Consider the following 17,357-nt stretch of genomic DNA (forward strand, 5'->3'; position numbering starts at 1 on the left):
TGTTGCCGGGGTTAGACCGGCTGTCTGTAGTTTTACTACAAATCGACGGCTCGCGCAGTGCTGGAGACACAATCTTTAGTAGTAAAACTACAAGTATTCGACCGCCGGAAGGCGGCGCCGGCCATCGCCGAGTGTCGCGTTCCGCTCCCAAGGATAGACCATGAGCCTGCCGTCATTGGCCGCCTTGCCGGCCCCGCTTCAGTCCCTCGCCCATCGCGCCAGTGCCCTGCAGCCCGCGGGCTGGCCCGCCGCGCGCGAGGCCGCCTGGCAGCGCGCGTGCGCCCTCAGCGACTTCGTCTATCAGCAGGTGCAGCGCGATGGTTCGCTGCTGCCGGAGCTGGCCGGCAGCGGCGAGCTGGAGCGCGCGCTGGCGCCGGGTGAGCTGCGCGGCCAGCTGCAGGCCTGCCTGCTCGACTGCGCCGATGAAGACGAGCTGGCCCGGCGCCTGCGGCGTTTCCGCAATCGCCAGCAGCTGCGCATCATCTGGCGCGACGTCAATCGCCTGGCCGATCTGGGCGAGACCTGCCGCGATCTGTCCGATCTGGCCGATGCCTGCATCGACCTGGCCTACCAGTGGCTCTACCCGCAGCACTGCGCCCAGTTCGGCACGCCGATCGGCCGGCGCAGTGGCCTGCCCCAGCACCTGGTGGTGCTGGGCATGGGCAAGCTGGGTGCCCATGAACTGAACCTGTCCTCGGATATCGACCTGATCTTCGGCTACGCCGAGGGCGGCGAGACCGAGGGGGTCAAGCGCTCGCTGGACAACCAGGAGTTCTTCATTCGCCTTGGGCAGCGCCTGATCAAGGTGCTGGATTCCACCACCGTCGAGGGCTTCGTGTTCCGCGTCGACATGCGCCTGCGCCCCTATGGCTCGTCCGGCGCCCTGGTGCTCAGCTTCAATGCCCTGGAACAGTACTACCAGGATCAGGGTCGCGACTGGGAACGCTACGCGATGATCAAGGCGCGGGTGGTCGGCGGCGACCAGGAGTCCGGCCGGCAGCTGCTGGAGCTGCTGCGGCCGTTCGTCTACCGGCGTTACCTGGACTTCTCCGCCATCGAGGCGCTGCGCGCGATGAAACTGCTGATCCAGCAGGAAGTGCGGCGCAAGGGCATGGCCGACAACATCAAGCTGGGCTCCGGCGGCATCCGCGAGATCGAGTTCATCGCCCAGGCCTTCCAGCTGATCCACGGCGGTCGCGACCTCAGTCTGCAGCAGCGGCCGCTGCTCAAGGTGCTGGCCACCCTGGAGGGGCAGGGCTACCTGCCGCCGGCGGTGGTGGCCGAGATGCGCCAGGGCTACGAATTCCTGCGCTATGTCGAGCACGCCCTGCAGGCCATCGCCGACCGGCAGACGCAGATGCTGCCGGACAACGAGCAGGACCGCCTGCGGGTCGCCTGCATCATGGGCTTCGACTCCTGGGCCGCGTTCCACGAGCAGCTGATGGTTTGGCGCGGGCGTATCGAGTGGCACTTCCGCCAGGTCATCGCCGACCCGGACGAGGAGGGGGGCGCCGAGGCCGAGGTGGGCATCGGTGGCGAATGGCTGCCGCTGTGGGAAGAGGCGCTGGACGAGGAAACGGCCTGCCGCCAGCTGGCCGAGGCCGGCTTCGGCGAGCCGGCGGCGGCGCTCAAGCGCCTGGTCGACCTGCGCGGCGGCTCGCAGGTGCGCACCATGCAGCGTCTCGGTCGCGAGCGCCTGGATGCCTTTATTCCACGTCTGCTGGCCCAGGCGGTGGAGCACGCCAACCCCGATCTGGTGCTGGAGCGCGTGCTGCCGCTGGTCGAGGCGGTGGCGCGGCGCTCGGCCTACCTGGTGCTGCTCACCGAGAACCCTTCGGCGCTGCAGCGCCTGCTCAATCTGTGTGCGGCCAGCCCGTGGATCGCCGAGCAGATCAGCCGCTTCCCGCTGCTGCTCGACGAGCTGCTCAACGAGGGCCGGCTGTTCAGCCCGCCCCAGGGCGAGGAGCTGTCCGCCGAGCTGCGCGAGCGCCTGACGCGCATCCCCGAGGACGACCTGGAGCAGCAGATGGAGGCCCTGCGCCACTTCAAGCTGGCCCACCGCCTGCGCGTGGCCGCCTCGGAGATCGCCGGCACCTTGCCGCTGATGAAGGTCAGCGACTACCTGACCTGGTTGGCCGAGGCCATCCTCGAACAGGTGCTGGCCCTGGCCTGGCGCCACACGGTGGCCAAGCACGGAGCGCCGAAACGCGTCGACGGCAGCCAGTGCGACCCGGATTTCGTCATAGTCGGCTACGGCAAGGTCGGCGGCATCGAGCTGGGCCATGGTTCCGACCTGGATCTGGTGTTCATCCACGACGGCGACTCCCAGGCCGAGACCGACGGCGCCAAGCCGATCGACGGCGCGCAGTTCTTCGCCCGCCTGGGCCAGCGCATCATTCACCTGCTGACCACCCAGACCACCTCGGGGCAACTGTACGAGGTGGACATGCGCCTGCGCCCGTCCGGTGCCTCGGGCCTGCTGGTCAGCTCGCTCGGTGCCTTCCAGCGCTACCAGGAGAGCGAGGCCTGGACCTGGGAGCACCAGGCGCTGGTGCGCGCCCGCGTGCTGGTCGGCTGCCCGCGGGTGGGTGCCGCCTTCGAGCGGGTGCGTGCCGCGGTGCTCTGCCGCCCGCGTGACCTGGCGACCCTGCGCGGCGAAGTCAGCGAGATGCGCGCGAAGATGCGCGACAACCTCGGTAGCCCGGCCACCGCTGCCGGCACCGCGGCCAATGCCTTCGATGCGGCGACTTCCTTCGATCTGAAGCAGGACGCCGGAGGTATCGTCGATATTGAATTTATGGTGCAATACGCGGCCCTGGCGTGGTCGCGAGAACACCCGCAGTTGCTGCGTTTCACCGACAATATGCGCATTCTCGACGGCCTGCGTGATGCCGGCCTGATCCCCGCCGAAGACGTCGCCCTGCTGCAGGATGCCTACAAGGCCTACCGCGCCGCGGCACACCGCCAGGCCCTGCAGAAGCAGCCGGGCACGGTCGGCGGCGAGCAGTTCGCGGCCGAGCGCCGCGGGGTGATGCGCATCTGGGGCGAGCTGGGCCTGCGCTGAGGCGCCGAACAAATCCGTCGGCGGCCGCCGTTCGCGGCGCGCCACCGGCAGTGCAACCGATGAACCAAGCGAACACTCGAGGAGCAGGCAATATGTCGATGGCCGACCGTGATGGCGTGATCTGGTATGACGGCAAGCTGGTGGAATGGCGCAGCGCCACCACCCATGTGCTGACCCACACCCTGCACTACGGCATGGGCGTGTTCGAAGGCGTGCGCGCCTACAACACCCCGCAGGGCACGGCGATCTTCCGCCTGCAGGCGCACACCGACCGCCTGTTCGACTCGGCGCACATCATGGGCATGAAGATCCCGTTCAGCAAAGACGAGATCAACGAGGCCACCCGCGCCGCCGTGCGCGAGAACAACCTGGAAAGCGCCTACGTCCGCCCGATGGTGTTCTACGGATCGGAAGCCATGGGCCTGCGCGCCACCGGCCTGAAGACCCAGGTGATAGTCGCGGCCTGGCACTGGGGCGCCTACATGGGCGACGAGGCGCTGCAGAGCGGGATCAAGGTGCGCACCAGCTCCTTCACCCGCCACCACGTCAACATCGCGATGACCCGCGCCAAGGCCAACGGTAACTACATCAACTCGATGCTGGCCCTGCAGGAAGCCATCTCCGGCGGCGCCGACGAGGCCATGCTGCTGGACCCGGAAGGCTACGTGGCCGAGGGCTCGGGCGAGAACATCTTCCTGGTCAAGAACGGCGTGCTGTACACCCCGGAAGTGACCTCCTGCCTGAACGGCATCACCCGCAGCACCATCCTCACCCTGGCCGGCGAGCTGGGCATCCCGGTGGTCGAGAAACGCATCACCCGCGACGAGGTGTACATCGCCGACGAGGCCTTCTTCACCGGCACCGCCGCCGAAGTCACGCCGATCCGCGAAGTGGATGGGCGCACCATCGGTATCGGCAGCCGCGGCCCGGTCACCGAGAAGCTGCAGAAGGCCTATTTTGACCTGGTCACCGGCCAGACCGATGCCCACCCCGAGTGGCGCACCCTGGTCAAATAAGCTCCATTAGGTCATGACAGGGAGGCGTTGTGCCTCCCTGTGCATTTCTGGAACACGCATGAAAATACTGATCGTTGGGCCCAGCTGGGTCGGTGACATGGTGATGGCGCAGACCTTGTTCGTCTGCCTCAAACGGCGTCACCCCGACTGCGAGATAGACGTGCTGGCGCCCGAATGGAGCCGGCCGATCCTCGAGCGCATGCCCGAAGTGCGCGCGGCGCTGAGCTTCCCGCTCGGCCACGGCGTGCTGGATATCGCCAGCCGCCGGCGCATCGGCAAGTCCCTGGCCGGCCAGTACGATCAGGCGATCCTGCTGCCCAACTCGCTGAAGTCCGCCCTGGTGCCGTTCTTCGCCGACATTCCGCGGCGTACCGGCTGGAAGGGCGAGATGCGCTACGGCCTGCTCAACGACATCCGCACGCTGGACAAGGAACGCTACCCGCTGATGATCGAGCGCTTTATGGCGCTGGCTTACGAAAACGGAGCAGAGATTCCCAAGCCCTATCCGCAGCCGCGCCTGCAGATCGACGAGGCCAGCCGCGCCGCGGCCCTGGCCAAGTTCGGCTTGAGCCTGGACCGCCCGGTGTTGGCGCTGTGCCCCGGCGCCGAGTTCGGCGAGGCCAAGCGCTGGCCGGCCGAGCACTATGCCAAGGTCGCCGAGCTGAAGATTCGCGCCGGTTGGCAGGTGTGGCTGTTCGGCTCGAAGAACGACCATGCCGTCGGCGAGGACATCCGCAATCGCCTGATTCCCGGCCTGCGCGAGGAAGTGGCCAACCTGGCCGGGGAAACCTCGCTGGCCGAGGCCATCGACCTGATGTCCGCCGCCGGCGCCGTGGTCTCCAACGACTCCGGCCTGATGCACGTGGCGGCCGCGCTGAATCGTCCGCTGGTGGGCGTCTACGGCTCCACCTCGGCGCAGTTCACCCCGCCGCTGGCCGACCAGGTGGAAATCGTCCGCCTGGGCCTGGATTGCAGCCCGTGCTTCGAGCGCACCTGCCGCTACGGCCACTACAACTGCCTGCGCGAACTCAAGCCGCGCCCGGTGATCGAGGCGCTGGATCGCCTGGTCGCCGATCCGGTCGAGGTCGAATAGTTTGCGGGTACTGCTAATCAAGACCTCGTCGCTGGGCGACGTGATCCACACCCTGCCGGCGCTTACCGATGCGGCGCGCGCCATCCCCGGCATCCAGTTCGACTGGGTGGTGGAGGAGGGCTTCGCCGAGATCCCCGCCTGGCACCCGGCCGTGGCCCAGGTGATCCCGGTGGCGATCCGCCGCTGGCGCAAGAACCTCTGGCAGACCCTAAAGAACGGCGACTGGTGCCGCTTCAAGGCGCGCCTGCGCGAGACCGACTATGACCTGGTGCTCGACGCCCAGGGCCTGCTGAAGAGCGCCTGGCTGACCCGTTACGTCAAGGCGCCGGTGGCCGGCCTGGACCGCGACTCGGCGCGCGAGCCGATCGCCTGTCGCTTCTACGACCGCCTGTACGCGGTGGCCAAGGACCAGCACGCCCTGGAACGCACCCGCCAGCTGTTCGCCCAGGCCCTCGGCTATGCGCTGCCGACCGGCATCGGCGACTACGGCCTGGACCGCGCGGCCATGGCCGCACCGGGCCCGCAGCCCTACCTGCTGTTCCTGCATGGCACCACCTGGGCCAGCAAGCACTGGCCGGAAGCCGACTGGCGCGCCCTGGCCCGGCGCATGAGCGAACAGGGCTGGGCGATCCGCTTGCCCTGGGGCAACGAGGCGGAGAAGGCTCGCGCCGAGCGCATCGCCGCCGGCATCGAAGGTGCCTCGGTGCTGCCCAAGTTGAACCTGGCCGGAGTGGCCAAGGTGATCGCCGGCGCCACGGCCTGCGTGGCGGTGGATACCGGCCTCGGGCATCTGGCCGCGGCGCTGGATGTACCCTGCATTTCCCTGTACGGCCCGACCCTGCCGGGCCGGGTCGGCGCCTACGGCCGCGGCCAGGTGCACCTGTGCGCCAGCGGGCCGAACGCCGGCAGCGGTGATCGCCACAAGCCCTGCTTCGACGGGCTGGATGCCGAGCGTGTGGGTAACGAGCTGAACGCCTTGCTCCTGGCGCAGCAGGAGACGGTGTGATGCAACTGGCTTTCGTGCTCTACAAGTATTTCCCCTATGGCGGCCTGCAGCGCGACTTCCTGCGCATCGCCCTGGAGTGCCAGGCGCGCGGCCATGCCATCCGCGTCTACACGCCGATCTGGGAGGGCGAGGTGCCCGCCGGCTTCGATGTGCGGGTGGCGCCGATCAAGGCCCTGTTCAACCATCACCGCAACGAGAAGTTCAGCGCCTGGCTGGCCGCCGATCTGGCCCGTGATCCGGTGGACCGGCTGGTCGGCTTCAACAAGATGCCGGGTCTGGACGTCTACTACGCCGCCGACGGCTGCTACGAGGACAAGGCGCAGACCCTGCGCAACCCGCTCTACAAGCGCTGGGGGCGCTACAAGCACTTCGCCGACTACGAGCGGGCAGTGTTTGCGCCCGAGTCGAAGACCGAGATCCTGATGATTTCCGAGGTGCAGCAGCCGCTGTTCATCAAGCACTACGCCACGCCGGTCGAGCGCTTCCATCTGCTGCCGCCGGGCATCGCAGCCGACCGCCGCGCGCCGGCCAATGCCTTTGAGATCCGCGCCGAGTTCCGCCGCGAGTTCAAGCTGGCGGACGACGACCTGCTGCTGGTGCAGATCGGCTCCGGCTTCAAGACCAAGGGGCTGGACCGCAGCCTCAAGGCCCTGGCCGCGTTGCCGCGCGAGCTGAAGCAGCGCACCCGCCTGATCGCCATCGGCCAGGACGATCCGCGCTCGTTCCAGCTGCAGGCCAAGGCGCTGGGCGTGTCCGAGCAGGTGCAGATCCTCAAGGGGCGCAGCGATATCCCGCGCTTCCTGCTCGGCGCCGACCTGCTGATCCACCCGGCCTACAACGAGAACACCGGCACCGTACTGCTGGAAGCCCTGGTTTCCGGCCTACCGGTGCTGGTCAGCGATGTCTGCGGCTATGCCCACTACATCGCCGAGGCCGATGCCGGGCGCGTGCTGACCAGCCCATTCCAGCAGGAGCGACTCAACGCACTGCTCGCCGAGATGCTGACCGACGCCGAGGCGCGGGCGAAATGGAGTGCCAATGGCCTGGCCTTCGCCGACACGGCCGACCTGTATTCCATGCCGCAGCACGCGGCCGACGTGATCCTGGCGGAGCGGGCATGAAACTGATCCTCACCGAACCGTTCGAGTCGCTGTGGGCCGGGCAGGACGCCTTCGCCGCGGTCGAGGCCCTGCAGGGTAAGGTCTACCGCGAGCTGGAAGGCCGCCGCACCCTGCGCACCGAAGTCGCCGGGCGCGGCTACTTCGTCAAGATCCACCGCGGCATCGGCTGGGGCGAGATCGCCAAGAACCTGCTCACGGCCAAGCTGCCGGTGCTCGGCGCGGCCCAGGAGTGGCAGGCGATCGCCCGCCTGACCGAGGTCGGCGTGCCGACCATGACCGCCGTCGCCTATGGCGAGCGTGGCGCCAACCCGGCGACGCAGCATTCCTTCATCGTCACCGAGGAGCTGGCGCCGACCACCGACCTGGAGCAGCTCAGCCTCAACTGGGCCCAGCAGCCGCCCGAACCGCGCCTCAAGCGCGCGCTGATCGCCGAGGTGGCGCGGATGGTTGGCAGCATGCACCGCGCCGGGGTCAACCACCGCGACTGCTACATCTGCCACTTCCTGCTGCACACCGACAAGCCGGTGACGGCGGACGATTTTCGCCTGTCGGTGATCGACCTGCACCGCGCCCAGGTGCGCCGCGCCGTGCCCCTGCGCTGGCGCAACAAGGACCTGGCGGCGCTGTATTTCTCGATCATGGATATCGGTCTGACCCGGGGCGACAAGTTGCGCTTCCTGCGCGACTATTTCGCCGCGCTCAAAGGTGCGCAGCCGCTGCGCCAGATCCTGCGTGACGAGGCGCAACTGCTGGCCTGGTTGCAGCGCAAGGCGGACAAGCTGTATGACCGCCGGCTGCGCTACGGTGGCGCGCTGTGAGCCGGCTCGGCGGCGGGTTGGCATCTGCAGGCTGGAGTTGAGGGGCAACCATGAAGTTTCAAGGCATACGTGTTGCGATCGTTCCGCCCAGGGCGCTGGGCGATGCCACGCTCTATTTGCGCCTGGCCTGGCTGTTTCATCGGGAAGGGGCCGTGGTCGATTTTTTCTCCGACACCCTGTATTCGGCCCGGGCGTTTTTCGACTGGCTGCAGATCGAGCCGCTGGCGACGGGCGGGTTGCCCGCACTGGCTGCGCGCCATGATCTGGTGGTCTCCCATTTCAACCACTTGCCGGCCGAAACCACGGCGCGCGAGCATTGCCTCGCTCTGCGCAATATCGCCTTCGTCACGGCCAAGAAGTTGCCGCCGAGCCTGGCCCTGCAGGGGCGCGAGGTGATGGTCGGCGAGCGCTGCTTCCGCGGCGCGAGTACCGCCCTGTGCCTGGACACCAAGGCCGGGCTGAACATGGTGCAGTGGATCGATCGCTATGCGCAGGCGGTGTTCGGCATCGCTCCGGACGCTTGCGCCAGCATGCTCACGGCGGTAGAGGCCGCGGCGCCGGCGAGCGGGCGAGTGGTGATATTTCCGACCACGCCGCATGCCAGCAAGAATTACTCCATGGGCGGCTTCCGCCGGTTGGCGCAGCGCCTCGCCAGGCGCGGCTGGCGGGTCGAGTTCGTCTGCCTGCCGCGCGAGGAAGCGCAGATCCAGGCCCGCTTTCCCGCTTTCCCGGTGTATTCATTTGCCGATACCAAGGGCCTGATCAGCCACCTGCTGGGGGCGGCCTGTGTCATCAGCAACGACTCGGGTGGCGGCCATCTGGCCTCGCTGCTCGGGCTGCGCACCTTCACCATCACGCGCAGGCATGAGCGCTTCGTCTGGCGCCCCGGCTTCAATGGGCAGAACCGGGTACTGACCCCGCTGCTGCGCATCAAGTGGTTCGGCGACTACATCTGGCGCCCCTTCGTGCCAGTTTGGCGGATCGTCGAGGCGCTGGGCGTCTATGCGCCGGCAGGCGAGGCAGTGGCACAGGGCGAGGCGCGCTGATGGCAGGCTGGCAGCTGGAGTCCGACTATGCCGCCTTGCAGGGTGAGTTCGGCTCGCTGGCGGCGGTCTTTGCCCTGCAGGGGCAGCGCCTGACCTCCGATCCGCTGTCGGAGGTGATCCTGGTCGAGCGCGCCGGCGTGCGCTACTACGTCAAGCGCTACTGGGGCGCGGGCAAGGGCCTGCGGCGCTTTCTCGGCCGACCGCGGGTCAAGGCCGAGTGGCAGAACCTCAGGCATTTTGCCAAGTGGGGCATCCCCACGGCGCCCATCGTGGCCTGCGGCCTGGAGCGCAAGGCGGGAGCCTTCGTGCGGGGTGCGCTGATCACCCGCGAGCTGCCCGACACCCAGGACCTGGCGCTGCTGGCGCGACGCAAGGATGCCCGCCTGGCCGATCGCGCCTGGGTCGAGCAGGTCAGTGTGCAATTGGCCCGCGCGACCCGCACCCTGCATGACCACCACTTCACCCATAACGATTTGAAGTGGCGCAACCTGCTGGTCAACGACCGGGCCGAACTGTTCTTCATCGACTGCCCGACCGGGGCGTTCTGGTGGGGGCCGCTGCTCAGCTACCGCATCGTCAAGGACCTGGCCTGCCTGGACAAGGTGGCCAAGTACCAGCTGAGCCGTACCCAGCGCCTGCGTTTCTACCGGCAATACCGCGGCTGCGAGCGCTTGGGCGAGGCGGACAAGCGCGAGGTGCGGCGCATCGTCAAATTCTTCGAGGGGCGGGAATGAGTGACTTTATCGCGGCCGAGGATCGTGCCGTTCTCGAAGGCCACGGCCTGGCCAGTTTCGAGGCGCTGTGGGCGCTGCAGCTGGAGGCGGTGGATGAGCCCAATACCGAGCGCGGCGGCTGGAGCAGCGTGTATCGCCTGGAACTGGGCGAGGCGGCCTTCTACCTCAAGCGCCAGAGCAACCACCTGACCCGCAGCCTGCGGCACCCCTGTGGCGAGCCGACCTTCGCCCGCGAGTTCCGCAATATCCAGGCGTATCGCCGCCTGCGCATTCCCGCGTTGCAGGCGGCCTTCTTCGCCGCGCGGCGCATGCCCGGTGAGCGGCGCGCCATCCTGCTGACCCGTGCGCTGGACGGCTGGCAGGATCTCGACCACTGGCTGCAAGGCTGGGCGGGCGTGCCTGCGCCGACTCGCCAGGCCATTCTGCGCGCCTGCGGCGGGCTGGCTCGGCGCCTGCACGAGGCGGGTCAGATGCACGGCTGCTTCTATCCCAAGCATATCTTCCTCAAGGCGGACGGCGAGGGCTTCGCCGCGCAGCTGATCGATCTGGAAAAGACCCGCCCGCTGCTGTTCGGCCGGCGCGACCGGATCAAGGATCTGGAACCGCTGCTGCGGCGCGCCGGTGTCTGGAGCGAGGCCGAGGTGCGCGAGCTGCTGGTAGCTTACCTGGGCGCGGCGGGTGACTTGGAGGGCTGGTGGCAGCGCCTGGGTGCCCGCCGTCGGCGCAAGGAGGTGCGCTGATGCGGCTTGCCCAATTGGCCCAGGCCGGCCGCCAGCCGGTGCTGCCGCTGCGCATCGAGCTGGCCGGCGAGGTGCTGGAGCTGCAACGCCTGTTGCGCGTGCTGCCGGATCAGCGCTACGTCGGCCTCGCCCTGTGGCGCGGGCGCCCGGTACTGGCCAAGCTGCTGGTCGGTGGCAAGGCTGAGCGGCACTTCCAGCGTGAGCTGCAAGGCGCGCGCCTGCTCGCTGAGCAGGGCTTGCACACGCCCGAACTGCTGGCCCAGGGCTGGCAGGCGGGCGAGGGCGGCTGGCTGCTGTTCGACTACCTGGACGGCGCCGAGAGCTTGTGGGACGCCTGGCGGGCAGTGGCAGATCAGCCGCTGCTGAGCGAGGCGCAGCAGGCCGTGCTGGGCGAGGCCCTGAGCGCGATCGCGCAGATGCACGCCAAGGGGCTGTGGCAGTCCGACCTGCACCTGGACAACCTGCTGCGCCATGCCGGCGGCGTGGCGATCATCGATGGTGGCGGGGTGCAGGTCGAAGTCGCCGGCCAGCCGCTGTCGCGGGCGCGGGTACTGGCCAATCTGGGCATGTTCTTCGCTCAGTTGCCGGCGGAGCTTGCGCCCTTCATCGAGGAGTTGCTGGTGCACTACCTGTTGGCCAATGGCGAGCACGCCCTGCCGTTGGAGGCGCTGCTGGCCGAAGTGGGCAAGGTGCGGCGCTGGCGCCTGCGCGACTACATGCAGAAGATCGCCCGCGATTGCAGCCTGTTCAGCGCCCGGATCGGCGCATTCGGCTTGCGCGTGGTACGCCGTGACTGTGCCGACGATCTGGCGCCGCTGCTCGCTCAGCCCGAGGCGGTGCTCGCCGAGGGGCTGGCCCTGAAGCTGGGCGGTTCCGCCACGGTGGCCCAGGTGCGCCAGGGCGGGCGCGAACTGGTGGTCAAACGCTACAACATCAAGGGCTTCGCCCACTGGCTCAAGCGCTGCTGGCGCCCCAGTCGCGCCTGGCACAGCTGGTGCGAAGGCCACCGCCTGGAACTGCTGGGCATCGCCACCCCGCGTCCGTTGGCTGTGCTGGAGCGGCGCTGGTGCTGGTTGCGCGGGCGCGCCTACCTGATTACCGAATACTGTGGCGGGCAGGATATAATCACGCGTTTCAAGGCGTTCCACGAAGGATCGCCCCCGGAAGCTGATCTGCTGGCGCTGGATCGCCTGTTCGCCGCCCTGCTGCGCGAGCGCATCAGTCACGGGGATTTCAAGGGCACTAACCTGTTTTGGGATGAGGCGCGGGCATGCTGGTCACTGATCGATCTGGATGCCATGCAGCAGCACCGCAACAGGCGCAGCTTCGCCAGGGCCTACGCCCGCGATCGCGCCCGCTTTCTGCGCAACTGGCCGGCTGATTCAGCGCTGTACCAGCTGCTCGACGAACGTTTACCGCAGGTGCCCGGCACCTGCCCTGAATAGAGGTTTTCTCTGTGGCACTGACGATTCTTGGCCTGTCCGGCGCCCTCAGTCACGATCCTTCCGCTGCCCTGTACATCGACGGCAAGCTGATCGCGGCGGCGGAAGAAGAGCGCTTCGTGCGCGACAAGCACGCGAAGAATCGCATGCCCTACGAGTCGGCCAAGTTCTGCCTGGAGCAGGCCGGGATCAAGCCCGGTGACGTCGACGTGGTGGCCATTCCCTTCGCGCCGATCAGCATCTTCGAGAAGGCCCGCTGGCAGTACGCCAAGCGCTACTGGTACGCGCCGGATCGCGCTCTTGACGCCATCCTCATGGGCAACCGCCGCTACAAGCGCTACTACAAGCACATCCAGTGGTGCCTGCAGCAGCTTGGCTTCGACCTGAAGAAGATCAAGATCGAGCCCGTCGAGCACCACCTGGCCCACGCCGCCAGTGCCTACCACTGCTCCGGTTTCAGCGAGAAGACGGCGATCCTCGGCATCGACGGCAAGGGTGAGTACGCCACCACCTTCTTCGGTTACGGCGAGAACGGCAAGATCCACAAGATCAAGGAATTCTACGACCCGGATTCGCTCGGGGGCCTGTACGGCGCGATCACCGAGTTCCTCGGCTTCGAGATGCTCGACGGCGAGTTCAAGGTGATGGGCATGGCGCCCTATGGCGACGCGGCCAAGTACGACTTCTCGCGCCTGGCCAAGTTCGAGAACGGCGAGCTGATCATCAGCACCGACTACGCCAACGTCATCGGCTTCCGTCGCTACAAGGAAAACGGCAAGGGCTACTACTTCTCGCCCAAGCTGATCGAGTGGCTGGGGCCGAAGCGCCAGGGCGACATCGCCGACGATCCCTACATCCACTACGCCGCCAGCATGCAGGCGCTGTTCGAGAAACTGGCGCTGGAAATGATGGATTACTACCTCGGTGACATCATCAAGGAAACCGGCAAGATCGCCTTCGCCGGCGGCTGCGCGCTGAACGTCAAGCTGAACCAGAAGATCATCGCCCGCCCGGAAGTGCAGGAACTGTTCGTCCAGCCGGCCTCCGGCGACGCCGGTACTTCGGTCGGCGCCGCCGCCTACGTTTCGCACCAGCGCGGCGTGCCGGTGGAGAAGATGGAGCACGTCTACCTCGGCCCTTCGTACTCCAACGAGGACGTGATTGCCGCCTGTGCCCGTCACCCGAGCAAGCCGGTGTTCAAGCAGATCGATAACATGCCGCAGCGCATCGCCAAAATCATGGTCGACGCCAATCCAGTGGCCTGGTTCCAGGGCCGCATGGAGTTCGGCCCGCGCGCCCTCGGCGGTCGCTCGATCATCGGCTGCCCGAGCGTGGCCGGTGTGGCCGACCGCATCAACGAGCAGATCAAGTTCCGTGAGCGCTGGAGGCCGTTCTGCCCGTCGATGCTCGACACCGTCGGCCCGCAGATGCTCAAGGTCGATCACCCGAGTCCGTTCATGACCTTCACCTTCGAGGTCAATGACGAGTGGAAGAGCCGCGTCGGCGAAGTGGTGCACGAAGACGGCACCTCGCGCGCCCAGGTGCTCAAGCGCGAATACAACCCGCGCTACTACGACATGATGCTGGAGCTGGAGAAACTCACCGGCAACGGCGTGTCGCTGAACACCTCACTCAACCGCCGCGGCGAGCCGATGATCTGCTCACCGACCGACGCGCTGAACATGTTCTACGGCTCCGACCTGCAGTACCTGATCATGGAAGACATCCTCGTGGTCAAGGACGGCAAGGACTGGTATGACAACATCTGAGGTTGCGGGGACTGGTCAGGCCTGGGTGCTGCAGTTCTGCCACGGCTATGACGGCCCCTTCCTCGACTGTGCGCGGCAGTACGCTGCGCTATTCGACGGTACGCCGTACAAAGTTTGTACGGTCTATCTGACGGGCAAGCCGAGTACGGAAGTCGAGCAAGGCTCGGCTTCCGACGAGGTGATTTTCCTAGATTACTCCAGTCGCGAGGTGCGTGGCCTCAAGCTTAAGGCGATCCGCGACCTCAAACGCATCGCCGCCTCGCGCGACTTCAAGCTGTGCATCGCCCATCGCTTCAAACCGATCTATATCGCCCTGCTCGGCAGTGACCTGCCGGTGCTCGGCGTGCAGCATGCCTTTGGCGTGTACCGGCGGCGTTCGCGCCAGTGGTTCGTCAATTTTTTTCGGCGGCGCCTGAGCCTGCTTGGTGTATCCGATGCGGTACGCGACGACATGCGCGCCTGCTTGCCGGGCTGGCCGGCCGAGCGCATCGAGACCCTGTACAACCGCATCGATATCGCCGCCGTGCAGGCCGCCCAGTGCAGCCGCGCGGTGGCCCGCGAGGCCCTGGCCCTGCCGCAGGATGCCTGGGTGGTCGGCAATGTCGGCCGCCTGCATCCGGACAAGGACCAGGCCACCCTGATCCGCGGCTTTGCCCAGGCCCTGCCCGCGCTGCCCCCCGGCAGCCTGCTGGCGATCATGGGCAGTGGCCGGCTGGAGGCCGCGCTCAAGTGCCTCGCTGACGAGTTGGGCGTGAGCGAGTCAGTGCGCTTTCTCGGCCAGGTGGCCAACGGGCGCAACTACTTCAAGGCCTTCGATGTGTTCGCCCTGAGCTCCGATCACGAGCCGTTCGGCATGGTGTTGCTGGAGGCCATGGCCGCCGGTGTGCCGCTGATCGGCAGTGATTGTGGCGGCGGCCGCGAGGTGGTGCTCGGCTGTGGCCGGCTGTTCCCCCTGGGTGATGCTGCGGCGCTGGCCCAGGCCCTGGTGCTGCAGGCGCAGGAGCCTGCCGACCTAGCACTGCAGCAGCGCATGGCGCAGCGCTTGCGTGAGGTGTTTTCCGATGCGGCGGTGCGCCAGTGCTTCTGGGCGCTGCCGCAACTGGCTGCGCTGAGGCCAGCATGAGTATTGATGCCGTAGGGATGCAGTGGGCCAGCAAGGCGGTAGCCCTGGATCGCTATCGCTGGTTGCTGCTGCGCGAGCGGCATGGCTGGCTCGGCAGCGCATTACGCTTCCTGCGCGAGGCGCTGGGCGACACGCTGTTCGGTTTGCTGGCGCGCTTTCGCCTGGCATCACGGACGGGTAGCCAGCCTTGCGACTTCTTGCTTCTGCAGTCGGCGCCCAAGGTCATTGCCTTCCAGCGCAAGAAGCTGCTGATTGAGGCGTTGCGCAGCCGTGGCTACGTCCTGATTGAAACGGCCCTGCCCGAGGCGCCAAGCATTCTGCGCGAGCGTCTCCTGCGGCGGCCACCCCAACCTGTGCCGCTGCGCTATTTCGGCTATGCGGCGCATGCCGAGTGGCTGGTCGAGCATTACACGCCGAAGATCGTGCTGAATGATCGCAATGGCAGCCTGTATTCGCCGTTCCTGCGCCTGGCGCTGAACGCTCGGCAAGCTCTGCTGGTGCACCTGGCGCATGCCACCACGGTGGAGAGCTCGCGGCGGTTGGGCATGAACGACTACGACTATTACTTCCTGTTCGGGCAAAGCTCGCTGGACGCCCTGCAGGCGCGTGAGTTGCGTTTCGGCAGCTCGACCGCGTTGCTGGCCGGCTCGCACATGATCGACACGGCCTTCGACCTGCCGGCGGCCGATCCGGCGCGGCGGGTGCTGCTGGTGCTGGGTGTCGGGCCGGACAAGGAAAAGGAAGCGGGCTACCAGCGCACCTATCGGCTGTTGCGCGATTGGGCTGCACGAAATCCCGACTACCAGGTGTTGGTCAAGGCGCATCCGCGCAGCCAGGTACCGTTCTGGCAGCATGAGGCTTCGGTGCTGGATAACATCGAGGTGCTGCCGCGCGAGTGTGGTCTGGCCGAGGCCTTGGCGCGCGCGTCGGTGGTGGTCAACATCATGTCCAATGCGGTGATCGAAGCCGCCTTGGCGCGGCGCCCGCTGCTCTATGTGAATGCCAGCGATGATGCAGATATCTTCGCCCAGGAACGCTTTCTGGGTCCCTGTGTTGCGACCCTCGAAAGCCTGCAAGAGGCAGTCAGCAGCATTGAGCAGGATCATGCGGCGGCCTTGGCGCGCAGTGCCGCTTTTGCCGAGTTCCATCTCGCCCATGGCTGCGCAGGGCTCGCCTGGAATATCCAGGCGCTCACCAGCCTTCTGGAAGGCCGCTGCCCATCGGGCGTGTCCGTCGCACTCACCTCCACTGTCGAGCAGTAACCGAGCATGCTGAAGGCCATCCTCTTCAACGACACGTCGCACAACAAGCATCACGGCTGTCAGATCGTCGTCAAGCAGATCTATGAGCTCGCGGCGGCGGCGGGAATTCACATCGTCAGGGCCTGTCCGATGCGCCACGATTGGCGCGACGATCTGCGCTTGCAGAAGGACATCGCCGGTGCCGATCTGTGCCTGATCAATGGCGAAGGCACGCTGCACGATGATGCACGCGCGGCGCAGATGCTGGTGGCGCTGGCGCCGTTCTGCCGCGAGCACGGGGTGCCGTGCTTCCTGATCAATAGTGTCTGGCAGCGCAATGCCAAACTGATCGAACCGGCCCGGGCCTTTAGCGGGATCTACCTGCGCGATCATCGCAGCCAGGAAGAACTGGCAGCTGCCGGGATCACCAGCCGAGTGGTGCCCGATCTGACCCTGAGCATGATCCCGCCGCCCTCGCAGGCGCAACGCCAGGGCTATTTGGTCAATGGCAGCTTCTATGAGGAGCGCACTCAGGAAGCCTGGGCGGCGCTGCAGCAGGTGGCGGATCCTGCGCTGGGCTACCTGAGTATCCAGGCGCTGCCGTTAATCCAAACCGGCAAGGGCTTTCCGGCCTACATCTGGAAGAGTCTGCGCAGCCGTTTCAAGGCCTGGCGGGCGCGCCGCCAGGCGCAGCAAGCAACGCTGGGGCGGACAATCGAGCGCAAGCAGATCAAGCTGCTGCGCTGGAAGTACTGTGCGACCAGTGATTTCGCTTTTCTGGAGCGTCTGGCCGGTAGCCAGGGCGTCATCACCGGCCGTTTCCATTGCGTCACGCTTTGCCTGCTGACGGGCACGCCGTTTTTCGCGATCGGCTCGAATACCCACAAGATCGAAGCCCTGCTTGAGGCCTGCCAGTTGCAAGGCCGTGTCTACCCGGACTATGCCTCGGCGCTGGCGGCGCGTGCGCGGATCGCCTTCGACGATGCCGAGCGCCTGGCGGTGGCTGACTTTGTGCAAGGAAGTCGCAAGCAAGCGCAGCAGATGTTTGTTGAAATTGCCGCGGCTGTGCTGGCCGCGCGCTCGTCGCAAGGGCGCCCCCAATAGCCTGACGGCGGCTCGGGGTGTAGGCCCCGAGTGAATTGAA

Annotated in this window: 14 protein-coding genes; all 14 read left to right on the top strand. The window is 66.9% G+C overall.

Annotated elements, in window-relative coordinates:
- Positions 1–160: 160 nt before the first annotated feature.
- The 14 genes from glnE (at position 161) to F3I16_RS04855 (ending at position 17,317) form a co-directional block, all read left to right on the top strand.
- Entirely contained in the window at positions 161–3,064 is a 2,904-nt protein-coding gene (gene glnE, locus F3I16_RS04790) for a bifunctional [glutamate--ammonia ligase]-adenylyl-L-tyrosine phosphorylase/[glutamate--ammonia-ligase] adenylyltransferase (protein WP_160492570.1), read from the top strand.
- A 92-nt stretch (positions 3,065–3,156) separates the two neighbouring features.
- Positions 3,157–4,080, top strand: a complete 924-nt coding sequence (locus tag F3I16_RS04795; protein ID WP_160492571.1) for a branched-chain amino acid transaminase — start codon at positions 3,157–3,159, stop codon at positions 4,078–4,080.
- A 58-nt stretch (positions 4,081–4,138) separates the two neighbouring features.
- On the top strand, positions 4,139–5,173 hold the full coding sequence (gene waaF / locus F3I16_RS04800; RefSeq protein ID WP_160492572.1) for a lipopolysaccharide heptosyltransferase II: 1,035 nt from the start codon (positions 4,139–4,141) through the stop codon (positions 5,171–5,173).
- Position 5,174: 1 nt separating this feature from the next.
- Positions 5,175–6,179 (top strand): lipopolysaccharide heptosyltransferase I, encoded by a 1,005-nt coding sequence (gene waaC / locus F3I16_RS04805; protein WP_160492573.1) that lies wholly within the window; start codon positions 5,175–5,177, stop codon positions 6,177–6,179.
- Positions 6,179–7,300 carry a glycosyltransferase family 4 protein gene (locus F3I16_RS04810; RefSeq protein WP_160492574.1) on the top strand — a complete coding sequence of 374 codons (1,122 nt, stop codon included), beginning with the start codon at positions 6,179–6,181 and terminating at the stop codon, positions 7,298–7,300. Before waaC ends, F3I16_RS04810 begins: the two co-directional genes overlap by 1 nt.
- Positions 7,297–8,118, top strand: coding sequence for a lipopolysaccharide core heptose(I) kinase RfaP (rfaP, locus tag F3I16_RS04815; protein ID WP_160492575.1), 822 nt, complete (start codon positions 7,297–7,299; stop codon positions 8,116–8,118). Before F3I16_RS04810 ends, rfaP begins: the two co-directional genes overlap by 4 nt.
- Positions 8,119–8,168: 50 nt before the next feature.
- A complete protein-coding gene (locus F3I16_RS04820; protein WP_160492576.1) occupies positions 8,169–9,164 on the top strand; it encodes a glycosyltransferase family 9 protein in 996 nt (331 codons plus the stop codon).
- On the top strand, positions 9,164–9,898 hold the full coding sequence (locus tag F3I16_RS04825; RefSeq protein ID WP_160492577.1) for a lipopolysaccharide kinase InaA family protein: 735 nt from the start codon (positions 9,164–9,166) through the stop codon (positions 9,896–9,898). The genes F3I16_RS04820 and F3I16_RS04825 overlap by 1 nt, the downstream gene beginning before the upstream one ends.
- Complete coding sequence (locus F3I16_RS04830) at positions 9,895–10,638, top strand: lipopolysaccharide kinase InaA family protein (RefSeq protein WP_160492578.1); 744 nt, start codon at positions 9,895–9,897, stop codon at positions 10,636–10,638. The genes F3I16_RS04825 and F3I16_RS04830 overlap by 4 nt, the downstream gene beginning before the upstream one ends.
- Positions 10,638–12,083: a lipopolysaccharide kinase InaA family protein gene (locus F3I16_RS04835; protein WP_160492579.1), complete on the top strand. Its 1,446-nt coding sequence runs from the start codon at positions 10,638–10,640 to the stop codon at positions 12,081–12,083. The genes F3I16_RS04830 and F3I16_RS04835 overlap by 1 nt, the downstream gene beginning before the upstream one ends.
- Positions 12,084–12,094: 11 nt before the next feature.
- On the top strand, positions 12,095–13,849 hold the full coding sequence (locus F3I16_RS04840) for a carbamoyltransferase (RefSeq protein WP_160492580.1): 1,755 nt from the start codon (positions 12,095–12,097) through the stop codon (positions 13,847–13,849).
- Complete coding sequence (locus F3I16_RS04845; RefSeq protein WP_160492581.1) at positions 13,836–14,972, top strand: glycosyltransferase; 1,137 nt, start codon at positions 13,836–13,838, stop codon at positions 14,970–14,972. Before F3I16_RS04840 ends, F3I16_RS04845 begins: the two co-directional genes overlap by 14 nt.
- Positions 14,969–16,234, top strand: coding sequence for a capsule biosynthesis protein (locus tag F3I16_RS04850; RefSeq protein ID WP_160492582.1), 1,266 nt, complete (start codon positions 14,969–14,971; stop codon positions 16,232–16,234). Before F3I16_RS04845 ends, F3I16_RS04850 begins: the two co-directional genes overlap by 4 nt.
- A 6-nt stretch (positions 16,235–16,240) precedes the next feature.
- Complete coding sequence (locus tag F3I16_RS04855) at positions 16,241–17,317, top strand: polysaccharide pyruvyl transferase family protein (protein ID WP_160492583.1); 1,077 nt, start codon at positions 16,241–16,243, stop codon at positions 17,315–17,317.
- The last annotated feature ends 40 nt before the right edge of the window (positions 17,318–17,357 follow it).

The organism is Pseudomonas sp. L-22-4S-12, assembly GCF_009799935.1.
Taxonomy (GTDB): domain Bacteria; phylum Pseudomonadota; class Gammaproteobacteria; order Pseudomonadales; family Pseudomonadaceae; genus Aquipseudomonas.

Bases quoted from the DNA above. Each gene is read 5' to 3' on its own strand.
- F3I16_RS04810 (WP_160492574.1), top strand. From the start codon at position 6,179: ATGCAACTGGCTTTCGTGCTCTACAAGTATTTCCCCTATGGCGGCCTG.
- waaF (WP_160492572.1), top strand. From the start codon at position 4,139: ATGAAAATACTGATCGTTGGGCCCAGCTGGGTCGGTGACATGGTGATG.
- rfaP (WP_160492575.1), top strand. From the start codon at position 7,297: ATGAAACTGATCCTCACCGAACCGTTCGAGTCGCTGTGGGCCGGGCAG.
- F3I16_RS04825 (WP_160492577.1), top strand. From the start codon at position 9,164: ATGGCAGGCTGGCAGCTGGAGTCCGACTATGCCGCCTTGCAGGGTGAG.
- F3I16_RS04795 (WP_160492571.1), top strand. From the start codon at position 3,157: ATGTCGATGGCCGACCGTGATGGCGTGATCTGGTATGACGGCAAGCTG.
- F3I16_RS04845 (WP_160492581.1), top strand. From the start codon at position 13,836: ATGACAACATCTGAGGTTGCGGGGACTGGTCAGGCCTGGGTGCTGCAG.
- F3I16_RS04850 (WP_160492582.1), top strand. From the start codon at position 14,969: ATGAGTATTGATGCCGTAGGGATGCAGTGGGCCAGCAAGGCGGTAGCC.
- F3I16_RS04855 (WP_160492583.1), top strand. From the start codon at position 16,241: ATGCTGAAGGCCATCCTCTTCAACGACACGTCGCACAACAAGCATCAC.
- F3I16_RS04835 (WP_160492579.1), top strand. From the start codon at position 10,638: ATGCGGCTTGCCCAATTGGCCCAGGCCGGCCGCCAGCCGGTGCTGCCG.
- glnE (WP_160492570.1), top strand. From the start codon at position 161: ATGAGCCTGCCGTCATTGGCCGCCTTGCCGGCCCCGCTTCAGTCCCTC.
- F3I16_RS04830 (WP_160492578.1), top strand. From the start codon at position 9,895: ATGAGTGACTTTATCGCGGCCGAGGATCGTGCCGTTCTCGAAGGCCAC.
- F3I16_RS04820 (WP_160492576.1), top strand. From the start codon at position 8,169: ATGAAGTTTCAAGGCATACGTGTTGCGATCGTTCCGCCCAGGGCGCTG.